Source organism: Streptomyces sp. NPDC013157 (assembly GCF_042899865.1).
Lineage (GTDB): Bacteria > Actinomycetota > Actinomycetes > Streptomycetales > Streptomycetaceae > Streptomyces.
This window is the reverse complement of record NZ_JBIBAK010000001.1, coordinates 1,088,612-1,109,548: the sequence shown is the minus strand read 5'-3', so window position 1 is coordinate 1,109,548 and position 20,937 is coordinate 1,088,612. Positions and strand designations below refer to the sequence as shown.

The 20,937-nt window shown below is 70.8% G+C and carries 17 protein-coding genes; 13 read left to right on the top strand and 4 right to left on the bottom strand.

All coding sequences use genetic code 11. The features are described 5' to 3' along the window. Positions 1-7: 7 nt before the first annotated feature. The 4 genes from ACFY6U_RS04925 to ACFY6U_RS04910 all read left to right on the top strand — a co-directional run bounded on the left by ACFY6U_RS04925 (position 8) and on the right by ACFY6U_RS04910 (position 6,829). The gene (locus tag ACFY6U_RS04925; RefSeq protein WP_390035089.1) at positions 8-2,725 is read left to right on the top strand and encodes an ATP-binding cassette domain-containing protein; all 2,718 of its coding nucleotides are present in this window, start codon (positions 8-10) and stop codon (positions 2,723-2,725) included. A gap of 162 nt (positions 2,726-2,887) precedes the next feature. Then, complete coding sequence (locus tag ACFY6U_RS04920; protein WP_390035088.1) at positions 2,888-3,775, top strand: FadR/GntR family transcriptional regulator; 888 nt, start codon at positions 2,888-2,890, stop codon at positions 3,773-3,775. Between the two features lie 514 nt (positions 3,776-4,289). Continuing rightward, complete coding sequence (locus tag ACFY6U_RS04915) at positions 4,290-5,840, top strand: RNA polymerase sigma factor (RefSeq protein ID WP_390035087.1); 1,551 nt, start codon at positions 4,290-4,292, stop codon at positions 5,838-5,840. A 122-nt stretch (positions 5,841-5,962) separates the two neighbouring features. Then, positions 5,963-6,829, top strand: coding sequence for a serine protease (locus ACFY6U_RS04910; protein WP_390035086.1), 867 nt, complete (start codon positions 5,963-5,965; stop codon positions 6,827-6,829). Positions 6,830-6,926: 97 nt separating this feature from the next. On the opposite strand, the gene ACFY6U_RS04905 is transcribed toward ACFY6U_RS04910, so the two are convergent. Further along, positions 6,927-7,157: a hypothetical protein gene (locus tag ACFY6U_RS04905; RefSeq protein WP_351484811.1), complete on the bottom strand. Its 231-nt coding sequence runs from the start codon at positions 7,155-7,157 to the stop codon at positions 6,927-6,929. Between the two features lie 441 nt (positions 7,158-7,598). Here ACFY6U_RS04905 and ACFY6U_RS04900 point away from each other — a divergent pair, with 441 nt between their 5' ends. The 6 genes from ACFY6U_RS04900 (at position 7,599) to ACFY6U_RS04875 (ending at position 14,894) form a co-directional block, all read left to right on the top strand. Next, positions 7,599-9,722, top strand: coding sequence for a type IIA DNA topoisomerase subunit B (locus ACFY6U_RS04900; protein ID WP_390035085.1), 2,124 nt, complete (start codon positions 7,599-7,601; stop codon positions 9,720-9,722). Positions 9,723-10,316: 594 nt separating this feature from the next. Continuing rightward, positions 10,317-10,850, top strand: a complete 534-nt coding sequence (locus ACFY6U_RS04895; RefSeq protein WP_390035084.1) for a DUF1453 domain-containing protein — start codon at positions 10,317-10,319, stop codon at positions 10,848-10,850. Continuing rightward, the gene (locus ACFY6U_RS04890) at positions 10,847-11,998 is read left to right on the top strand and encodes a sensor histidine kinase (protein WP_390035083.1); all 1,152 of its coding nucleotides are present in this window, start codon (positions 10,847-10,849) and stop codon (positions 11,996-11,998) included. Before ACFY6U_RS04895 ends, ACFY6U_RS04890 begins: the two co-directional genes overlap by 4 nt. Further along, positions 11,995-12,678, top strand: coding sequence for a response regulator (locus ACFY6U_RS04885; RefSeq protein ID WP_390035082.1), 684 nt, complete (start codon positions 11,995-11,997; stop codon positions 12,676-12,678). The genes ACFY6U_RS04890 and ACFY6U_RS04885 overlap by 4 nt, the downstream gene beginning before the upstream one ends. Positions 12,679-12,747: 69 nt before the next feature. Then, positions 12,748-13,305: a DUF485 domain-containing protein gene (locus ACFY6U_RS04880; RefSeq protein WP_390035081.1), complete on the top strand. Its 558-nt coding sequence runs from the start codon at positions 12,748-12,750 to the stop codon at positions 13,303-13,305. Further along, on the top strand, positions 13,302-14,894 hold the full coding sequence (locus ACFY6U_RS04875) for a cation acetate symporter (RefSeq protein ID WP_390035080.1): 1,593 nt from the start codon (positions 13,302-13,304) through the stop codon (positions 14,892-14,894). The genes ACFY6U_RS04880 and ACFY6U_RS04875 overlap by 4 nt, the downstream gene beginning before the upstream one ends. 16 nt (positions 14,895-14,910) lie before the next feature. On the opposite strand, the gene ACFY6U_RS04870 is transcribed toward ACFY6U_RS04875, so the two are convergent. Further along, entirely contained in the window at positions 14,911-15,603 is a 693-nt protein-coding gene (locus ACFY6U_RS04870) for a response regulator (RefSeq protein ID WP_390035079.1), read from the bottom strand. A gap of 158 nt (positions 15,604-15,761) precedes the next feature. Here ACFY6U_RS04870 and ACFY6U_RS04865 point away from each other — a divergent pair, with 158 nt between their 5' ends. Genes ACFY6U_RS04865 through ACFY6U_RS04855 form a run of 3 tightly spaced genes read left to right on the top strand, consistent with a single transcriptional unit; the run spans position 15,762 to position 18,544 of the window. Further along, positions 15,762-16,577 (top strand): ABC transporter ATP-binding protein, encoded by an 816-nt coding sequence (locus ACFY6U_RS04865; RefSeq protein ID WP_351484796.1) that lies wholly within the window; start codon positions 15,762-15,764, stop codon positions 16,575-16,577. Then, positions 16,567-17,433 (top strand): ABC transporter permease, encoded by an 867-nt coding sequence (locus ACFY6U_RS04860; protein WP_390035078.1) that lies wholly within the window; start codon positions 16,567-16,569, stop codon positions 17,431-17,433. The genes ACFY6U_RS04865 and ACFY6U_RS04860 overlap by 11 nt, the downstream gene beginning before the upstream one ends. A gap of 52 nt (positions 17,434-17,485) precedes the next feature. Next, positions 17,486-18,544 carry an ABC transporter substrate-binding protein gene (locus tag ACFY6U_RS04855; protein ID WP_390035077.1) on the top strand — a complete coding sequence of 353 codons (1,059 nt, stop codon included), beginning with the start codon at positions 17,486-17,488 and terminating at the stop codon, positions 18,542-18,544. A gap of 5 nt (positions 18,545-18,549) precedes the next feature. Here the strand turns inward: ACFY6U_RS04855 and ACFY6U_RS04850 are convergent, their stop codons facing one another. Both ACFY6U_RS04850 and ACFY6U_RS04845 read right to left on the bottom strand, forming a co-directional pair. Further along, complete coding sequence (locus tag ACFY6U_RS04850) at positions 18,550-19,230, bottom strand: response regulator (protein WP_390035076.1); 681 nt, start codon at positions 19,228-19,230, stop codon at positions 18,550-18,552. Further along, entirely contained in the window at positions 19,227-20,882 is a 1,656-nt protein-coding gene (locus tag ACFY6U_RS04845; protein ID WP_390035075.1) for an ATP-binding protein, read from the bottom strand. Before ACFY6U_RS04845 ends, ACFY6U_RS04850 begins: the two co-directional genes overlap by 4 nt. Positions 20,883-20,937: the final 55 nt, after the last annotated feature.

The following is a 20,937-nucleotide window of genomic DNA, read 5'->3' as shown; positions in this document are numbered from 1 at the left end:
CCCTAAGGTGATCCAGGCCTTCGGACTGACCAGCAACCCCCGCAAGGCGCACCCGCCCGCCGTCGACGACGTGACCTTCGAAGCGGGCGCGGGCTGCGTCACCGCACTCCTGGGCGAGGCGGGCGCGGGCAAGACCACGACGCTCAGACTGATGCTCGAACTCCAACAGGGCCGCGGCCTCACCTACTTCAGGGGCCGTCCCCTGCACCGCATCGCCCACCCCGCACATGAGGTCGGCGTGGTTCTCGGTGACGTCCCCGGTCATCCGTCTCGCTCCGTCCGCGGGCATCTGCGCATGCTGTGCGCGGCGACCGGGGTGCCGGCCCGGCGCGCCGACGAAGTGCTCGAAGCGGTCGGGCTCGTCAGCCTGCGCGAGGAACGCCTCGGCACGCTGTCGCACGGCGTGGACCGCCGACTCGGCCTGGCCTGCGCCCTCCTCGCCGACCCGCACACACTCGTCCTGGACGAACCCACGGACGGCCTCCCCGCCCGTGAGGCCCACTGGCTGCACCGCATGCTCCGGGTGCACGCGGCGCAGGGCGGCACGGTTCTGTTCACCACCGCCGACCCCAAGGAGGCCGCCCGTGCCGCCGACCGGGTCGTCACCCTGGAGACCGGCAGGCTCGTCGCGGACCAGGAGGCCGGCGAGTTCGCCCGCACCCGGCTCCGCCCACGCGTGGCCGTCCGCAGCCCCCACGCCGCCCGGCTCGCCGCCGCCCTCAGCAAGGAGGCCCGCACCGCCCACCGCTCGGTGGAGGTCGTCCGGGAAGGCGGCAACCGCCTATCCGTGTACGGCAGTTCCACCGCCGAGGTGGGCGAGACCGCCTTCCGGCACGGCATTCTGGTCCACCAACTCGCCGACGAGACCGGCGACATGGGGCCGGGCGCCGGGGCGGAGCCGCCGACGGGGGCGGGCCGGGAGACCGGCACAGCGCCGGAGACGGTGTGGCAGGAGCCGGACCACGGTGAGCCGACCGCGGCCGAGGAGGGGTGGCCGGCGTGCGAGCGGCGATGTGCCGGGAGTGCGGGGGAGCAGGCCGCGGTGGACGGTGCCCGGCCGGCGTATCCGCAGTGGGCCGAGGAGGTGTCTGCCACCGGGCGGCAGGACGCACCGCACGCGGACCGGCGCAAGGACGTGGACACGCCTGCGGTCGCGCCGCAGCCGAGGACGGAGCTGGGTGGCCCGCAGCCCGCGGCCGCCCCGGGCCTCGCGCAGCAGCCGCGCACGACCGACCAGGAGCCGGGCCGGAGCCGGGCGACGGCCGCCACGGAACCCTGCGACACGGCTGAACCCCAGCACGACCCGACCGTCGCCGGCCGCACCGACCACCCGGCCGTCACGTCTCGGTCTGCGATCCCGGACACGGAGCGTTCCCCTCGCATGCGTCCCCCCGGCGAGTCGCCCGCTCCGGCAGCGGCCGAGCCGTCGACCGCTCCCTCGCCCGCCAAGCCGTCGGCCACCCTCGGCTCCGCCGAGCCCTCCGGTCATGCCGGGTCCACCAGGACGGCGCCCGCTGTCCCCGCCCAGCCGCCGGCCGCCACTTCCGCTCAGTCGCCGGGCCGCCCGGTGTCCGTCCAGGCCCCGACCGCCCAGCCGTCGGCCCATGCCGTACCCGCCACAGCCCAGCCCACGACCTGCGCGGTATCCGCCGACGCTCCCGCGGCCCAGCTCTCGACGGACGCCGTGTCCGCCGAAGCCGTCAGCGTAGAGCAGCCGTTCCACGCCGGGTCCGCGGACGCTCCCGCAACCCGGCCCTCCACCCACTCGGGAGCCGCCGAAGCCCCCGCGGGCCGAGTGCCCACCGGGCACACGCACCCGGAGCCGGAACTCCGCAAGGCCCCGACAGCCGGCGCGGAATCCACCCCAGCGGCGATCGGACCCGCTCGCCGCGACGGAGCCGTCGGCGAGCGGGACCCTCTCTCTCCGCTCCCGCCTCCCATCTCCGTCCGCCACGCCCCAAGCCCCCTCCGCCCGCTGCGCTACGAACTCCGCCGGGCCGCCGGGATCGGCACCGGCTTCCTCACCTGCGGCGCCGTCCTGCTGGTGTCCGCCCTCACCGCCCTACTGCTGGCCCGGGCGGGACACACCCCGCAGGCCCGGCTGTTCGCGGCGTGGCCGCGGGAGCTGCCGCTGCCACCGGCCGCGCTCGGCGCGGGACTGCTCGGGGCACTGGCCTTCGGAGACGAGTTCCGCCACCCCGCGCTGGCGTCGGACCGCGGCACCGTGCCGCGCAGACTGGGGCTGCTCACCGCGAAGCTGCTGGTCTCCGGTGCGACCGCGGTGCTGCTCTCGTTCCTCACCATGGGCTGTGACGCCGAAGTGCTCTACCTCGTCTACGGTCGGGAACTCGCACAGGTTCCCGCCGACTGGATCTCACTGACCGCGAGTTGGTTCGCACTGATCGTCGGCTGTGCCTGGGCCGGCGTACTGGCGGCCGGTGTCTTCCGCTCCACCACGGCCGGTCTCGCCGCGGTCCTCGCCGTACCCGTGCTCGTCGTGCCCGTAGTACACCGGGCCGTGCAGGGGACGGGCGTACGGATGGCCGCCGCATTCCCGATGCGGATGCGGGAGATGTTCCTGCTGAAGTGGCCCTTCGGGGGAGAGCGCTATCTGGTCGGAGCGGCCCGGGTGCTGGCCCAACCTGTGGGCGGTGCACTGGCGTTGTCGCTGGTGGCGCTGGTCTGCGCGTATCTGTTCAGCACCCTGCGGACCAGGGCCCGATGACCGCGGACCGGGCGCTTGCGATCCCGTCGTGCGCACAACTCCCCGCAGAACGGCCATTTCTTTCCGATAAGGCGTCAATTGCGATGGGGTGAGCGATCACCCTTTCGTGTGCTTTTCACCAAAGACCTCAAGGGAGTTGGAGGCAGCGCCGACAAAGGATCCGTGAGTACCCTTGCGCACACCATGATGACCGCCGCCCGCTCCGCAGACTCTGGTCTGGTCGGCCCGGGCGAACTCGACCGCTATCCCTATGCGGAGGTCCCCGTCACCGATCGGGTCGGCACGCCCGCCTGGGAGGGCGCGGATCCGGAGCTGGGCCGTGTGGGCCGGCGTACCGCGGGCAGCCGCGGCCGCGGACTGCACGGTCAACTCGTCCAACAGCTGGGTCAGATGATCGTCTCCGGCGACCTGGGCGCGGACCGTCCCCTGGTCCCCGAGGAGATCGGCCAGCGTTTCGAGGTCTCCCGCACCGTCGTCCGTGAGTCCCTCCGGGTCCTCGAGGCCAAGGGCCTCGTCAGCGCCCGCCCGAACGTCGGCACCAGGGTGCGTCCCGTCAGTGACTGGAACCTCCTCGACCCGGACATCATCGAATGGCGGGCCTTCGGGCCGCAGCGCGACGACCAGCGCCGCGAGCTCAGCGAGCTGCGCTGGACGATCGAGCCGCTCGCTGCCCGCCTCGCCGCCGGGCACGGGCGCGAGGACGTCCAGCAGCGGCTGTGCGACATGGTCGAGATCATGAGCCACGCCATGGCACAGGGTGACGCGCTGACCTTCTCGCGTGCCGACGCCGAGTTCCACTCGCTGCTCATCCAGATCGCCGGCAACCGCATGCTGGAACACCTCTCCGGCATCGTGTCAGCGGCCCTCCAGGTGTCCGGCGGCCCGGTCACCGGCTGTGAGCGGCCGAACGACACGTCCCTGGCCCAGCACGCGCGGATCGTCGACGCGCTCGGCACCGGCGACGGCACCGCGGCCGAGTCGGCCATGCGTCAGCTGCTGACCGTCCACCCCGAGGTGGAGCGCGTGGTGCCCGCCCCGCGCGAGCACTGACCCGCGTCGAGACCGGTGTGCTCGGTCAGTGCCGCGTTCTCGGGGCGCCGTCGGTCCGGGAACCCGTTTCCGCCGGCCGCCGCCGGGCCCCGCCGGATCCCTCAGGGCTCCGGCGGGGCCCCGCGGTACGGCGGGGCCGACGCGGTGCACGGTGACCGGTCGCGCGACAGGTTCCGCAGCGGTCGTACGACGGGCTGCGCGGCGGCCGTATGCCAGGCTCCGTGGTGGTCCGAACGGCCGGAGAGATCATCAACGACAACCTCTGCCCATGTCTGACCGTTTTTGAGCGCTTACGGGGTGTGACTCGGGCCACGTAGGTTGGGCGTAACGCTCTAGCGAACAACGCGATGACCTAAGAGGTGACAGCCGCGGAGGGAATACGGACGCCATTCATGGCGCTGTGCATCTTCCCGGCCCCCGCCCGCGCCGTCGGCCCATCCCCAAGCCGGCGGTCGGCTCCAGTCCGTCCCGGACGGGGCCGGAAGCCGTTTTCCAACGTTCCGAGAGGTTGTTCGTGTCGGCCAGCACATCCCGTACGCTCCCGCCGGAGATCGCCGAGTCCGTCTCTGTCATGGCTCTCATTGAGCGGGGAAAGGCTGAGGGGCAGATCGCCGGCGACGATGTGCGTCGGGCCTTCGAAGCTGACCAGATTCCGGCCACTCAGTGGAAGAACGTACTGCGCAGCCTCAACCAGATCCTTGAGGAAGAGGGTGTGACGCTGATGGTCAGTGCCGCGGAGCCCAAGCGCACCCGTAAGAGCGTCGCAGCGAAGAGTCCGGCCAAGCGCACCGCCACCAAGACGGTCGCGGCGAAGACGGTGACCACCAGGAAGGCCACCGCCACGGCCGCCCCCGCCGTGGCGCCCGCCGTCGCCGACGACCCGGCCGAGGAGGCGGGGCCCGTGAAGAAGGCCGTTGCCAAGAAGGCCGCCCCCACCGCAAAGAAGGCGGCCGCGAAGAAGACCGCGACCGCCGCCGCCAAGAAGACGGTGGCCAAGAAGACCACCAAGAAGGACGACGCCGAGATTCTCGAGGACGAGGTTCTCGAGGAGGTCAAGGCGGGCGGCGAGGAGCCCGAGGGCACCGAGAGCGCGGGCTTCGTCCTGTCCGACGAGGACGAGGACGACGCGCCGGCGCAGCAGGTCGCCGCGGCCGGTGCCACCGCCGACCCGGTCAAGGACTACCTCAAGCAGATCGGCAAGGTCCCCCTGCTCAACGCCGAGCAGGAGGTCGAGCTCGCCAAGCGCATCGAGGCCGGACTGTTCGCCGAGGACAAGCTGGCCAACGCCGACAAACTGGCCCCCAAGCTCAAGCGCGAGCTGGAGATCATCGCCGAGGACGGCCGCCGCGCCAAGAACCACCTCCTGGAGGCCAACCTCCGTCTGGTGGTCTCCCTGGCCAAGCGCTACACCGGCCGCGGCATGCTCTTCCTGGACCTCATCCAGGAAGGCAACCTCGGTCTGATCCGCGCGGTCGAGAAGTTCGACTACACCAAGGGCTACAAGTTCTCCACGTACGCCACCTGGTGGATCCGCCAGGCGATCACCCGCGCCATGGCCGACCAGGCCCGCACCATCCGTATCCCGGTACACATGGTCGAGGTCATCAACAAGCTCGCGCGCGTGCAGCGCCAGATGCTCCAGGACCTGGGCCGCGAACCCACCCCGGAGGAGCTGGCCAAGGAACTCGACATGACCCCGGAGAAGGTCATCGAGGTCCAGAAGTACGGCCGTGAGCCCATCTCCCTGCACACCCCGCTGGGCGAGGACGGCGACAGCGAGTTCGGCGACCTCATCGAGGACTCCGAGGCCGTCGTCCCCGCCGACGCCGTCAGCTTCACGCTCCTCCAGGAGCAGCTGCACTCGGTGCTGGACACCCTGTCCGAGCGCGAGGCCGGCGTCGTGTCCATGCGGTTCGGTCTCACCGACGGTCAGCCGAAGACCCTCGACGAGATCGGCAAGGTGTACGGCGTCACGCGTGAGCGCATCCGCCAGATCGAGTCCAAGACCATGTCGAAGCTGCGCCACCCGTCGCGGTCCCAGGTGCTGCGCGACTACCTCGACTAGGTCGCGGTCGTACGGCGTCGAAGGCCCGGCCTCCCACCGTGGGGGCCGGGCCTTCGTGCTGCGGGTCGCGGCGCGCTGGATGACTCTGGGTGTCCCAGTCCCACCCAGAGTGAGGAGCGTGCATGCGCCGTTCTGTTGCCCCGGCCCTGATCCGGCCGCTGATCCTGGCGGCCGTCAGCACGGCCATACCACTGGCCACCACGGCTCCCGCCACTGCCGACAGCGTCGTGGTCGGCGGCTTCCCCGTCGACGTCTCCCAGGCCCCGTGGACGGTCGCACTGTCCAGCCGTGACCGGTTCGGAGGTACGCGGGCCGGTCAGTTCTGCGGCGGGGTGGCGATCGGCCGGACCACGGTGCTGACCGCGGCCCACTGCCTGGCCGACGAGGTCATCGGCGGGCCGTCCGACCCGGTCCGCGACCTCAAGGTCATCGCGGGCCGCACGGATCTGCTCGCGACGCAGGGCCAGGAGATCCCCGTGACCACCGCCCGGGTCAATCCGGCCTACGACCCCGACGCGAACACCGGTGACTTCGCCGTGCTCACCCTCGCCGAGCCCCTGCCGGCCCGCGCGGTCATCGCGATGGCCCCTCGGGGGGACACCGCCTACACGCCGGGCACCAGCGCCCTGGTCTCGGGATGGGGCGACATCACGGGTGGCGGCGACTACTCGCGCCGCCTGTACGCGGCGCGGCTCCATGTGCTGCCCGACGAGACGTGTGAACGGGCCTATCCCGGCGGCCCCGACGGCACCTACCGGTCGGACTCGATGGTGTGTGCGGGCGAGACCCGGGGCGGCCCGGACGCCTGCCAGGGCGACAGCGGAGGGCCGCTGGTCGCCAAGGGGAAGCTGATCGGGCTCGTGTCGTGGGGGAGCGGCTGCGGGCGCCCGGGGAGTCCCGGCGTCTACACGCGCGTCTCGGAGGTCGTACGGGCGCTTGCTCCCAGGGGTGCCCTCAGTGGCTCGCGAGGGCCGCACAAAGCCTCCTGAAGGCCTTTGCGCGGATACGACGAGGGCGGCCACTCCCTGAGAAGCGGCCGCCCTTCACCGGCCTGTGCCGGAGCTGGCTCGTCGTGGATGCGAGAGGTCAGCGCTCATCTTCGGAGGCGGTGGCCTGAACGGAGGTCAGCCGTTCCGTCTCGTCCTGTATCTCAGCGGCGATCTTCTTGAGTTCCGGCTCGAACTTGCGACCGTGGTGGGCGCAGAAGAGCAGTTCTCCGCCGCTGAGCAGCACGACGCGCAGGTATGCCTGGGCGCCGCAGCGGTCGCAGCGATCGGCGGCCGTCAGGTGGCTCGCGGGGGTCAGAACAGTAGTCACGTCGCCTCTTCTCTAGCTCGACGAGCTGTCGTACCAGGGTCAACATCCAACCAGCCCGAAAACGTTCCCGCTCGGGGCTTCTCCTCGAAAAAAATCTTTCGAGGTGGCCGTCTGCTGCCGGTTGGCGGCGAATGTGCCGTATTGCGTCGTCTTAGGTGCTTACGGGTTCGCGCGGATCATCGGTCTCATCCTCCCGGCCGGGTTGCCGGTTGTTTGTGAGGACGTGCCCGGAGCCTAAATGGTTCATGCCTCGAAGGGAACGTGATATGTACTTCACTCCATCGAGGGATCGAACACGCATACGACCCTGGACTAGTGTGAGTTCATGACGAGGGTGGCGTTACAACGGCTCTACCAGGCCTCGGTACCCTCTGAGCGGCGACCGAAGCCGGCCCCTTACCCCAAAGGGGCTCCATTGAAATTCAGCGAGGAGCGAACCGCGTGACCGCCGATACGTCCGTGCCGTCCACAGCGCTGCTGGCAGGAGCAGACCGGGACGGCTCCAACTACACCGCGCGGCACCTGCTCGTCCTTGAGGGCCTCGAAGCCGTGCGCAAGCGCCCCGGCATGTACATCGGCTCGACCGACAGCCGCGGTCTGATGCACTGCCTGTGGGAGATCATCGACAACGCCGTGGACGAGGCCCTCGGCGGGTACTGCGACCACATCGACGTCATCCTCCACGACGACGGCTCCGTCGAGGTCCGGGACAACGGCCGCGGCATCCCCGTGGACGTGGAGCCCAAGACCGGCCTGTCCGGCGTCGAGGTCGTGATGACCAAGCTGCACGCCGGCGGCAAGTTCGGCGGCGGCTCCTACGCGGCCTCCGGCGGTCTGCACGGCGTCGGTGCCTCCGTGGTGAACGCGCTCTCCGCGCGTCTCGACGTCGAGGTCGACCGTGGCGGCAGTGTGCACGCCATCAGCTTCCGCCGTGGCGTGCCGGGAGCCTTCACCGGTGCCGGCCCGGACGGCAAGTTCGAGGCCGGGAGCGGGCTGCGCAAGACCAAGAGGGTGCCCAAGACCCGCAGTGGCACGCGCGTGCGCTACTGGGCCGACCGCCAGATCTTCCTCAAGGACGCGAAGCTCTCCCTGGACACGCTCCACCAGCGCGCCCGCCAGACCGCGTTCCTGGTGCCCGGCCTGACCATCGTCGTCCGTGACGAGTACGGTCTCGGCGAGGGTGGCAGCAAGGGCGAGGAGTCGTTCCGCTTCGACGGCGGCATCAGCGAGTTCTGCGAGTACCTGGCCACCGACAAGCCGGTCTGCGACGTCCTCCGCTTCTCCGGACAGGGCACCTTCAAGGAGACCGTCCCGGTCCTGGACGAGCACGGCCAGATGACCCCCACCGAGGTCACCCGGGAGCTCGGCGTCGACGTGGCGCTGCGCTGGGGCACCGGTTACGACCAGACCCTGAGGTCGTTCGTCAACATCATCGCCACGCCCAAGGGCGGCACCCACGTGGCCGGCTTCGAGCAGGCCGTCCGTGAAACCCTCAACGAGGCGTTGCGCGCCAAGAAGCTGCTGCGCGTCGCCGAGGACGACATCGTCAAGGACGACGCCCTGGAGGGCCTCACGGCCGTCGTCACCGTCCGGCTCGCCGAGCCGCAGTTCGAGGGCCAGACCAAGGAGGTCCTCGGCACCTCGGCGGCCCGCCGGATCGTGAACAGCGTGATCACCAAGGAACTGAAGGCGTTCCTCACCTCCACCAAGCGCGACGCCGCCGCCCAGGCCCGCGTGGTCATGGAGAAGGTGGTCGCCGCCGCGCGGACCCGCATCGCGGCCCGCCAGCACAAGGACGCCCAGCGCCGCAAGACGGCCCTGGAGTCCTCGTCCCTGCCCGCCAAGCTCGCCGACTGCCGCAGTGACGACGTCGAGCGCAGCGAGCTGTTCATCGTCGAGGGCGACTCCGCGCTCGGTACGGCGAAGCTCGCCCGGAACTCCGAGTTCCAGGCCCTGCTGCCGATCCGCGGCAAGATCCTCAACGTCCAGCGGTCCTCGGTGACGGACATGCTGAAGAACGCCGAGTGCGGGGCGATCATCCAGGTCATAGGGGCGGGCTCCGGCCGCACCTTCGACATCGACGCGGCCCGCTACGGCAAGATCATCATGATGACCGACGCCGACGTCGACGGCTCGCACATCCGCTGCCTGCTGCTGACGCTGTTCCAGCGGTACATGCGTCCCATGGTCGAGGCCGGCCGGGTCTTCGCCGCGGTGCCGCCGCTGCACCGCATCGAGATCGTCCAGCCCAAGAAGGGCCAGGACAAGTACGTGTACACGTACTCGGACCGCGAGCTGCGCGACAAGCTCATGGAGTTCCAGAGCAAGGGCGTCCGGTACAAGGACTCCATCCAGCGCTACAAGGGTCTCGGAGAGATGGACGCCGACCAGCTGGCCGAGACGACGATGGACCCGCGCCACCGCACCCTGCGCCGCATCAACCTCTCCGACCTGGAGGCGGCCGAACAGGTCTTCGACCTGCTGATGGGCAACGACGTGGCTCCCCGCAAGGAGTTCATCTCCGGCTCGGCGGCGACGCTGGACCGGTCGCGGATCGACGCGTAGCCGCTGCGCCGGGCCACAGCCGCAGAGGCGGCCGACGGGCCGGGGCCCGGTAGGCCGGGCCGGGCGGCGGGTGTACCGCTGTCCGGCCCGGTCTGTCCGGCAAGGGCGCCGGCGTCGGCCGCCCGGCCGGGGGCCGAGCGGTGGTTTGCACTGGGTGGGTGCCTGCTGGGATGCCCGCCGAATGCCCTGCGGAGGTGTCGGGCCGGCTGAGGTGTGAGGCGTCCGGCGGCCGCTGCGGCGGCGTGCCCGCCGGTCATCCTGCGGAGCTCCGGCCCGTCGTTTCCGAGAGCGGCTTGTCGGCTGCCCGCCGAACGCTCCGGAGAATCCCGCCGTCGGCCTTCCGTATCCATCCGCGGCCCGTCGGGCCAACCGCCCCGTCGGCTCGTCCGCGCCCGTCGGCTCGTCCGCGGCCCGTAGGCCGCCCGTGCAGCCCCGCGTGGGGGTTCTCCACCCGGGGGTGGAGGGATCCCGCTCGCTGGAATCCACCCGTGATCCACCCCCGCTCCGATCTGCTGATCTGCGCGTTTCCGTAGCGTCGAAGGTGTCGGCAGCTCCCGCTCCCGGCACCGCCCCTTCCCGCTCACGGAGGCTCTGATGTCCGGGCTCGTCAACGCTTTGCTGATCGTGGCCGTCGTCGTCGTGGTGATCGCTCGCCAGTTCCGCGCCCGCCCGATCGACACAGGCAGGCGCTGGTGGCTGGTGCCCGTGATCCTCGCGGTCGTCGCACTGCGCGAACCCGGCATGCTCGACACCCACCACCGCACCGCCTCCGTCCTCCTGCTCGGCACGGAATTGCTGGTGGGACTGGTGATGGGCGCCGCCTGGGCCTGGACCACCCGGGTGTGGGCGGAAGCCGACGGCGTCGTGTGGACCAAGAGCACCAAGGCCAGCGCATTCGTCTGGTTCGGCGGCATAGCCCTGCGCATCGGTCTCTACGCTCTCGGAGCCGTCGTCGGCGTCCATCAGAACAGCGCGGCCCTCATGCTCGGACTGGCGCTCACCCTGCTGGTCCGGGCCGGCATCCTCGTCTGGCGCGCGCAGTCGCTCCCCTCCGCCGCCTCCGCGAGCGGTCCCGCCCGGGCGTACGGTGACGGCATGGCGCGGGTCACCAGGAAGGAAGGCGTGTGACGGAGAACGCCTGGACACGCTGGCCCTCACGAGAGGCGCTGAGCCGGCAGGGGCTCTCCCAGCCTCGGCGCGCCCTCGCCTGGGCTGTGAGACTGCTCGTCCTCGCTCTGCTGCTGTGGAGTGCCTTCAACCAGTCACACGTCCACGGCTGGGGCATCGCCGCGGCGGTGGCGGGGGTTGTCGTGACCGCCGTGGTCTCCTGGGGATTCTTCCGGACCACCTATGCCCACCGGCTCGTGCCCTCCCTGGCGCTCATCACCGTCCTCCTGAGCATCGCGGTCCTGGCGGAGACCACCGGCTTCCGGGGACCGGCCCTCGTGATCTGGTGCGGCTGCGGCATCTCTGCGCTGGAGCGGCTGCCGGTCGCGATCGCTCTGCCCGTGGCTTCGGTGGGTCTGGCCTCGTACTCCGCGTTCAACAACGACGTATGGCTGACCACCGCGGCCACCGTCGTGGGAATGGCTCTCGCCGGCTATGTCCTGCGACTCGACGCCGAGGCCCGGGGCAGCGCCCAGCGGCTGCTCGCCCAGGAGCGGGCCGCGAGAGCGGCCGAGGCCGAGTCGGCGGCGCTGGCGGAGCGGGCCAGGATCGCACGGGAGATCCACGACGTGCTGGCCCACAGCCTCTCGGCCCAGATGGTGCACCTGGAGGCCGCACGGTTGCTGATCGAGCGCGGAGCCGACCGGGAGCAGATCCTCGAACGGGTGGTGGCCGCCCGGGGAATGGCCCGCGACGGACTCGCCGAGACCCGCCAGGCCCTGTCCGCCCTGCGTGGTGAGCTCACCCCCCTGGAGGACTTCCTGACCGAACTCGTCGGCTCGACCGACGGTGCCGAGGTCACCGTGACGGGCGAACGCAGATCTCTGCCCGCGGAGGCGTCGCAGACCGTGCGACGCGTCGCCCAGGAGGCGTTGACGAACGTGCGCAAGCACGCCCACGGCGCCAAGGTCCAGGTGCGGCTGGACTACAGCGAGCACGAAGTGGCGCTGAAGGTACGGGACTCGGGCGGTCGTCCCGGCGAGCTCAGCGGTGCCGGTGGCGGGTACGGTCTGCTGGGTATGCGGGAGCGGGCCGAGCTGCTGGGCGGGTCGCTGGAGGCAGGGCGTGACGACGAGGGGTTCGAGGTGAGGTTGAGGGTGCCCGTATGACGGAGACGGAGGGGGAGAAGAAGCCCGCACGGGTCGTGGTCGCCGACGACCAGACAGTGGTCAGGGAGGGGATCGTGATGCTCCTCGGGCTGCTGCCCGGCGTGGAGGTCGTCGGAGCGGCGGGAGACGGGGAGGAGGCGGTCCGGCTGGTCGCCGAACTCTCCCCGGACGTGGTGTTGATGGACCTGAGGATGCCGCGCTGTGACGGCGTGGAGGCGACCCGGCGGATCCGGTCGGAGTACCCCGGGACCCAGGTGGTGGTGCTGACCACGTTCGCGGACGACGAGTCGCTCTTCCCGGCGCTGCGGGCGGGCGCCCGTGGTTACCTGACCAAGGACGCGGGCGGCGACGAGATCGTGCGAGCCGTGGAGAGTGTGCTGTCGGGAGACGCGGGACTGTCGCCGAGCATTCAGCGGCGGCTGCTGGAGCGGCTGTCACAGCCTGAACCGGCGCCCGCCGCGACCGAGGCGCCCGACGGGCTGACCGCGCGGGAGACCGAGGTCCTCGTACTGATCGCGGAGGGGTTCACCAACCAGGAGATCGCCCGGAAGCTGCACGTCTCCACCGCGACCGTGAAGACACACATCAACAACCTGTTCGCCAAGACGGGGCTCAAGGACCGCGCCCAGGCAGTGCGTTACGCCTACGGGAAGGGACTGGTGCGGCCACCAGCGGATTGAGTCACCTGATGGGGTGAAGAGGCCGGGGAAGAAGAGTCGGGGATCTTCCCGATCTGTCCATCCTTGGGCATGCAGTCAAGCAACGGGCGTCACCGCGACGGTGGGGGCGGCTCCGAGAGTTCGGCCGGGCGGCACGAGGACCAGGGCGAGTACGGCACGGCCTCTCGAGAAGTCAGGTACGAGGACCCCTGGTACGACGCACTGGCCTCCGGCTGGGGAGAGCCGGCCGGCACCGGGGAGCCGGCGTCGGCCGTTCCCGGCGCGCGAACGGAGCGGGACGGGGCGGCTGTTCGCGCCCGTGACGTCTATCTGGAGGTGCAGCGCAGCACGGCCTTCCAGGAGGTGCGCAGCCGCTACCGGAGGTTCGTGATGCCGGGGGTCGCCGTCTTTCTCACCTGGTACGTGGGGTACGTGGTGACCGCGACGACGGCGCCCGGGCTGATGGCGCGGCCCGTCGCCGGAGCGGTGAACGTGGCGATGGTGGCGGGGCTCGGGCAGTTCCTCACCACGTTCCTGCTCACCTGGGCCTACGCCCGGCACGCGCGATTGCGCAGGGACCGCGCGGCGCTGGAGCTGCGCTGGGACACCCAGGAGCTTGCCCGGGGTGCCCGGGGTGACGCGTCATGACGGACCGGCACCAGACGCTGGCGCTGCTGCTGTTCAGCGCGTTCGTCGCCGTGACGCTCGGGATCACGACATGGGTGAGCCGGAGGCGGCACGGTTCGGCGGAGGAGTTCTACGCGGGCGGGCGGCTCTTCTCCCCGATGGAGAATGGTTTTGCCATCGCGGGCGACTACATGTCGGCGGCGTCCTTCCTCGGAGTGACCGGGCTGATCGCGCTGTTCGGCTACGACGGGCTGCTGTATGTGGTCGGGTTCCTGGTGGCGTGGCTAGTCGTGCTGTTCCTCGTGGCGGAACTGGTGCGCAACTGCGGGCGGTTCACCCTGGCCGACGTGATCGCGGCGCGAATGGGCGAGCGGCCGGTGCGGATCGCGGTGGGAACGTCGTCGGTCACCGTGTCCGTTCTCTATTTGGTGGCGCAAATGGTGGGGGCGGGCAGTCTGGTCGCGCTGCTGCTCGGGCGGACCAGCGAGGCGGCGCAGGCGTGGACGGTCATCGGGGTCGGCGCGCTGATGGTGATCTATGTGTCACTCGGCGGGATGCGGGCCACCACGTGGATCCAGATCGTGAAGGCGGTCCTGCTGCTGAGCGGGACGGTGGTGCTGACCGTGCTGGTGCTGCTGCGCTTCCACGGCGACATCGACCGGCTGCTGCTCACGGCGGCCGAGCGCAGTGGGCACGGGAAGGCGTTCCTGGTTCCGGGACTCAGGTACGGCGGGAGCTGGAGCGCGCGGCTGGACTTCATCAGCCTGGGGCTGGCGCTGGTGCTGGGCACGGCGGGCCTGCCGCACATCCTGTCCCGCTTCTACACGGTGCCGACCGCGCGGGCGGCGCGGCGTTCGGTGGTCTGGTCGATCGGCCTGATCGGAGGCTTCTACCTGATGGCGATCGTGCTCGGCTTCGGGGCGGCGGCCCTGGTCGGGCCGGACGCGGTGCGGGCGTCGAACGAGTCGGGGAACACGGCGGTTCCGCTGCTGGCGCTCGACCTGGGCGGCGGCGTGGGCTCCACAGGTGGAGCGGTTCTGTTCGCGGTGGTCGCCGCCGTCGCCTTCGCGACGATCCTCGCCGTGGTCGCGGGGATCACCCTCGCCTCCTCGGCGTCCGTCGCCCACGATCTCTACGCCTCCCTGCGCAGACCGCACGCAAGGCAGCGCAGCGAGGTCGGGGTGGCGCGCACGGCGGCCGTCGGCATCGGTGTCGTGGCGATCGCCCTCGGCCTGCTGGCCCGTGACATGAACGTCGCCTTCCTCGTGGGGCTCGCCTTCGCGGTGGCGGCCTCGGCGAACCTGCCGGTGCTGCTCTACTCGCTGTTCTGGCGGAACTTCACGACACGCGGTGCGGTGTGGGCCGTATACGGCGGGCTGGTGCCCGCGTTGGGGCTGGTCGTGCTGTCCCCGGTGGTGTCCGGCAGCCCGGGCGCGCTGTTCCCCGGGGTGGACTTCCAGTACTTCCCGTTGCAGAACCCGGGGATCGTCTCGGTCCCGCTCGGCTTCCTGGCCGGCTGGCTCGGCACGGTCACCTCGGACGAGGTTGCGGACGAGGCCAGGCACGCGGAGACCGAGGTGCGGTCGCTGACCGGAGCGGGGGCCGTGTAGAGCGCTTCCGCCGCGGCTACGGCGCCACCCAGGCGTAGCGGTGCTCCGGGCGGCCGGTGTCGCCGTACTTGAGGGAGAGGCGGAGGCGGCCGGCCTGTTCCAGGTGGCGGAGGTAGCGCTGGGCGGTGGAGCGGCTGAGGCCGGTCTCGGCGGCGACCTCGTGGGCGGAGAGCGGATGGTCGGCGCGGTGCAGGACGCCGCAGATGAGGTCCGTGGTGGGCTCGGAGTGGCCGCTGGGCAGGCCGGGCGCGGACGGCGCGGGTGAGGTGCGCAGGGCGCCGAAGATCCGGTCGACCTGTTCCTGGCCCGTCAGTCCCCGGCCGCCGACCCGGTCGACGGTGCGGCGCAGGGCCGCGTAGGAGTCCAGGCGGGTCCGCAGGGCGGCGAAGGTGAACGGTTTGACCAGGTAGTGGAGGGCGCCCAGGCGCATCGCCTTCTGGACGGTGGTCACGTCGCTGGCCGCTGTGATCATGATGACGTCGGTGCCGTGGCCCTGTTCCCGCATGCGGTGGACGAGGTCGAGGCCGGTCTCGTCCGGCAGGTAGTGGTCCAGCAGGACCAGGTCGATGGTGCCGCGGTTCACGGCCGCCAGGGCCTGGGTGGCGCTGTGCGCGCGGGCGGCCACCCGGAAGCCGGGAACCTTCCCCACGTACTTGGCGTTTATCTCAGCGACGCGGAAGTCGTCGTCGACCACCAGGACGTCAATCATCAGGCCTCTCCTTCAAGGCCGGCGAGCGTTAAGCCCGTGTTTCGTCTGCGCAGTTGTAGCGCGAGCAAAAAGAGCACAACAGATGCTTGCGAGCAAAAGAACGGCTTGCGCCCAGAAGACTGCTGTCGTGGTCCGGGGCACACCTACCGTCCCGGCCCATGAGCGCAGACACCAGCCCCGCCATCGAGCTGCGGGGCGCCAGCAAGATCTTCAAGACCCCGTCGGGGGGTCTGCACACGGCTGTCCGCGACCTCGACCTCACCGTGGGGCGTGGTGAGTTCGTGGCCGTCGTAGGGCCGACGGGTTGTGGCAAGTCCACCACCCTGACCCTGGTCAGCGGGCTGGAGGAGCCCAGCGAGGGCGAGGTGCTGGTGGCCGGTGAGCCGGTCGCCGGCGTCGGCGACAAGGTCGGCTTCGTCTTCCAGCAGGACGCCACCTTCCCGTGGCGGACCGTGCTCTCCAACGTGATGGCCGGGCCCCGCTTCCGGGGCGTGCCCAAGGCGGAGGCGAAGGAGAAGGCCCGCGCCTGGCTGGCCCGGGTCGGTCTCGCCGCCTTCGAGGACCGCTATCCGCACCAGCTCTCCGGCGGCCAGCGCAAGCGCGTGGCGCTCGCCGCGACCTTCGTCAACGACCCCGAGATCCTGCTCATGGACGAGCCGTTCTCCGCGCTCGACGTGCAGACCAGGGCCCTGATGTCGGACGAACTCCTCGAGCTGTGGGAGGGCACCGGCGCCTCCGTCGTGTTCGTCACCCACGACCTGGAGGAGTCCATCGCACTCGCCGACAAGGTCGTCGTCATGACCGCCGGGCCCGCGACGGTGAAGCAGGTCTTCGAGATCGACCTGCCCCGCCCCCGCAAGGTCGAGTCGGTGCGTCTGGAGCCGCGGTTCATCGAGATCTACCGCGAGATCTGGGAGTCCCTCGGCGAAGAGGTCCGCATCACCCGTGAGAGGGGTGCCGCCAATGTCGCCTGAGGTCCTCAGCACACCCGTCGCCGACGCGGTGAAGACCAGCCCGGACCGCGCCCGGTCCAGGGCCCAGGCCGCCCGCAGACGCAAGGCGATCGTGTTCGCCGTGCGCGTGCTGCTCCTGGTGGCAGTCCTCGGCCTGTGGGAGGTCCTGTCCCGGGCCGAGGTCATCGACCCGTTCAACTTCTCGATGCCGTCGAAGATCTGGGACCAGATCTGGACCTGGGTGACCCACGGCACCGCGCTCGGCTCCCTGGGCGAGCAGATCTGGTACACGCTCTACGAGGCGCTGCTCGGCTGGGTCATCGGGGTCATCGCCGGTGTGGTCTTCGGCATCGCCCTCGGGCGGATCGCCTTCCTGGCCGACGTCCTCGGTCCCTACATCAAGGTGCTCAACTCGATCCCCAGGATCGTGCTCGCCCCCATCTTCGTGATCTGGTTCGGGCTCGGCGCGTCCTCCAAGGTCGCCTCGGCCGTCGTGCTGGTGTTCTTCCCGGTGTTCTTCAACGCCTTCCAGGGCGCCCGCGAGGTCGACCGCAACCTGGTCGCCAACGCCCGGATCCTCGGCGCGAGCGACCGCAGGGTGACCCTCCAGGTCGTCATCCCGTCGGCCACCTCGTGGATCTTCACGAGCCTCCACGTCAGCTTCGGTTTCGCCCTGATCGGCGCCATCGTCGGCGAGTACATCGGCGCCACCAAGGGCATCGGCCTGCTCGTCGCGCAGTCGCAGGGCACCTTCAACGCGGCCGGTGTGTATGCCGCGATGGTCATCCTCGCCGTCGTCGCGCTCGCCGCCGAAGGGCTGCTCACCTTCGCCGAACGCCGCATCTTCCGGTGGAAGCCGTCGGACTCCGACAGCTGACCCCCTCCTTCCACTCCACCCCGCACCGCCCTCTCACAAGGACGTGAACCGCATGCGCAAGTCCGCCAGATACAGCACCCTGGCCGCCGCCGGCCTGCTCGCCCTCTCCTCCCTCACCGCCTGCGCCAACGACGCGGCGAGCACCGCCTCCACCGGCTCCGGCGGCAAGAGCGACGGCAAGGGCACGAAGGTCAAGATCATGGTCGGTGGCCTGGACAAGGTCATCTACCTGCCCGCGATGCTCACTCAGCGGCTCGGCTACTTCGACGCCGAGGGCCTGAACGTGGAACTGCTGACCGAGCCGGCCGGCGTCCAGGCCGAGACGGCGCTCGTCGCCGGACAGGTGCAGGGCACGGTCGGCTTCTACGACCACACGCTGGACCTCCAGACCAAGGGCAAGGCCGTGGAGTCCGTCGTGCAGTTCTCGCGCGCTCCCGGTGAGGTGGAGGTCGTCTCCACCAGGGCGGCCGGCGACATCACCTCGCCGAAGGACTTCAAGGGCAAGAAGCTCGGCATCACCAGCCTCGGGTCGTCGACCGACTTCCTCACCAAGTACCTCGCCGTCAAGAACGGGGTGAAGGTCAGCGACTTCTCGCCGGTCGCCGTCGGCGCGGGCGCGACCTTCATCTCGGCCCTCCAGCAGGGCTCCATCGACGGCGGCATGACGACCGACCCGACCGTCGCGACGATCCTGGACAAGAAGGCGGGCAAGGTCCTGGTGGACATGCGGACGCCGGAGGGATCCCAGAAGGCGCTCGGCGGGCCGTACCCGTCGTCGAGCCTGTACATGCAGACGGACTGGGTCAACGGTCACAAGGACACCGTCCAGAAGCTGGTCAATGCATTCGTCAAGACGCTCAAGTGGATGTCCACGCACAGCGCCGCCGAGATCGCGGCCAAGATGCCCGCCGACTACGCCCAGGGCGACAAGGCCCTCTACACGCAGTCCATCAAGAGCACGCTGCCGATGTTCACCGACGACGGAGTGATGCCCGAGAACGGCCCGGAGACCGTGGAGAAGGTGCTCAAGGCGTTCAACACGAACATCCAGAACGCCGATGTCGACCTGAGCAAGACGTACACCACGGAGTTCGTCGAGGCCGCGAAGTAACGGCCTCAGCCGCGGGTCGCCCACACGTAACGGTGTTCGGGGCGGCCCGCGTCGCCGTACTTGAGGGTCAGCCGGGCCCGCCCGGTGCGTTCCAGGAGCTTGAGGTAGCGCTGGGCGGTCTGGCGGCTCACCCCCGTCCGCTCGGCGATCTCCTGGGCCGACAGCGGCCCCTCGGCGCTCATCAGGGACTGGCGCACCAGTTCGGCGGTGCTGGGGGAGTGCCCCTTGGGCAGCCCCGGTTCGGACGGCGCGGACAGGGCGCCGAAGATGCGGTCCACCTCGGCCTGTTCGGCCTCGCCGCCGCCGTCCAGGGTGCGCCGCAACTGCGCGTACGCCTCCAGCTTGGCGCGCAGCCCCGCGAACGCGAACGGCTTGACCATGTACTGCAGGGCACCGTGGCGCATCGCCGCCTGCACGGTCGACACGTCCCGGGCCGCCGTCACCATGATCACGTCGGTCTGGTGGCCGCGCCGGCGCATCTCCTGGACCACCGCGAGGCCCGTGTCGTCCGGCAGATAGTGGTCCATCAGGACGAGGTCGAGGCGGGGCAGGGTCTCCAGCCGGTGCAGGGCCTCGGCCGCGTTGTGCGCCTTCCCGGCCACATGGAAGCCGGGCACCTTCTCGACGTAGGCGGCGTTGACCCGGGCGACCCGGGTGTCGTCGTCCACGACCAGGACCTCGATCATCGTGCCTCCTCCTCGGCCGGGGTGAGCGCCGGCTCCAGCTCCGGCTCGGTCAGCGCCTCGGGGAGCACGACCGTGAACTGCGCGCCCCCGCCCTCCGGTTCGCCCACGGTCGCGCTGCCGCCCTGCCGTTCGGCGAGCCGGCGCACCAGGGAGAGCCCGATGCCGCGCTTGCCGTGTGCGGGCGGCTTCTTGGTGGACCAGCCGTCCGAGAAGACCAGCTCCCGCTGTTCCACCGGGATCCCGGGTCCCGTGTCACGCACCCCGAGGACGATCGCGCGGCCCTCCGCGCACAACTCCACCTCCACGCGCGCGTGCGGCGTACCCGCGACCGCGTCCAGTGCGTTGTCCACCAGGTTGCCCACGATCGTGACCAGTCCCCTGGGGTCGATCAGCCGGTCCGGGAGCCAGGTGCGGTCCGACACCCACAGGGCGACGCCGCGTTCGGCCGCGACGGTCGCCTTGCCGACCAGCAGGGCGGCCAGCAGCGGGTCCTGGATCTTCTCCGTGACCTGCTCGGCGGTGGCCCGGTGGTCGCCGACCACCTCGCCGACGAACTCCACGGCGTCGTCGAACATCTCCAGTTCCAGCAGCCCGAGCAGGGTGTGCATGCGGTTGGCGTGCTCGTGGTCCTGGGCGCGCAGGGCGTCGATCAGACCGCGCGTGGAGTCGAGTTCGCGGCCGAGCTGCTCCAGCTCGGTGCGGTCGCGCAGGGTGGCCACCGCGCCGCCGTCGTCGGTGGGCATGCGGTTGGCGACCAGGACCCGCTGCCCGCGCACGGTGAGCAGGTCGGTGCCGGTCACCCGGCCGGCCAGGACGTCGGTGGTACGGCCGGCGCCGAGCGCCTCGTCGGGGGAGCGGCCGATCGCCTCGTCGCCGATGCCCAGGAGCCGCCGCGCCTCGTCGTTCAACAGGCGGACACGGCCGCCGCGGTCGAGCGCGACGACGCCCTCCCGGATGCCGTGCAGCATCGCCTCGCGCTCCGCGAGCAGCGCCGAGATGTCGGAGAAGGCCAGGTCGCGGGTCTGCCGCTGGACCCTCCGGGAGATCAGCCAGGCGGCCAGCGCGCCGGCCGCGAGGGCGCCGCCGGCGTAGGCGAACAGCCCGGGGATCGTGCTGAGCAGGCGCGCCCGCACGCTGTCGTAGGCGATGCCGACCGAGACCGCCCCGATGATCCGGTGCTTCGAGTCGTACAACGGAACCTTGCCGCGTGCGGAGCGGCCCAGGGTGCCGTTGTCGATCTGCATGACCTCCTTGCCGGCCAGCGCCTCCTTGGGGTCGGTCGAGACATGGCGGCCGATCTCCGAGGGCGTGGTGTGCGACCAGCGGAATCCGCCCCGGTCCATCACCACGATGTACTCGGCGTGGGTGGCCTTCCGGATCCGCTCCGCCTCCTGCTGCACCGGTCCGGTCACACTGGGACGGGTGGTCAGCACCCCCTCGGCGATCTGCGGGTCCTGCGCCGTGGTCTGGGCGATCGCCAGCGCCCTGCGCATCGCCTCCTGGTCCAGCTGCTTGCTCAGCGGCGCCAGGAAGAGCCCGGTCGCGAGCACCGCGACCCCCGCGGCGATCGCCAGCTGCATCAACAGGAGCTGGGAGAACACCTTCCGGGGCAGCCGGGGGCGTAGACGGCGCACGGGGGGCGTGGGGCTCATACCCATGACGGTACGTGCGCGGGTACGCCGTGCTTAAGGGGGTGTGGCGTGGATC